Raw genomic sequence first — 255 nt, 5'->3', positions numbered from 1 at the left:
CAAGGATAGCTGCCGTTCTTGTAGGCAGTCCATTTTCTTTTTGGTATGCGTCTACTTTTTCTAGAATAACTTTTGGCATACGTATTTCTACGCGCTCTTTGTCAGACATATACTCACCTCCGACTTGGTTGTACGGTATTTTTACAGTATAATCAAGTAACAAAGCGTAAGAGGAGGTGAAGAATATGTTAAAAGCTTATAAGTATCGACTCTACCCAAATGAAGAACAAAAAAACTATTTTGCGAACTGTTTTG

Annotated in this window: 1 protein-coding gene; it reads left to right on the top strand. The window is 36.9% G+C overall.

Annotated features, from left to right (window positions below; all coding sequences use genetic code 11):
• Positions 1 to 185 precede the first annotated feature (185 nt).
• Positions 186 to 255, top strand: a 70-nt coding sequence (locus tag ACYQ4S_RS12960) for a helix-turn-helix domain-containing protein (protein ID WP_459771599.1), incomplete at its 3' end; no start/stop codon positions are given.

It is taken from the genome of Alkalibacterium sp. s-m-28 (genome assembly GCF_054658175.1).
The sequence above is the reverse complement of the archived record's forward strand: the minus strand, read 5'-3'. Positions and strand labels throughout refer to the sequence as shown.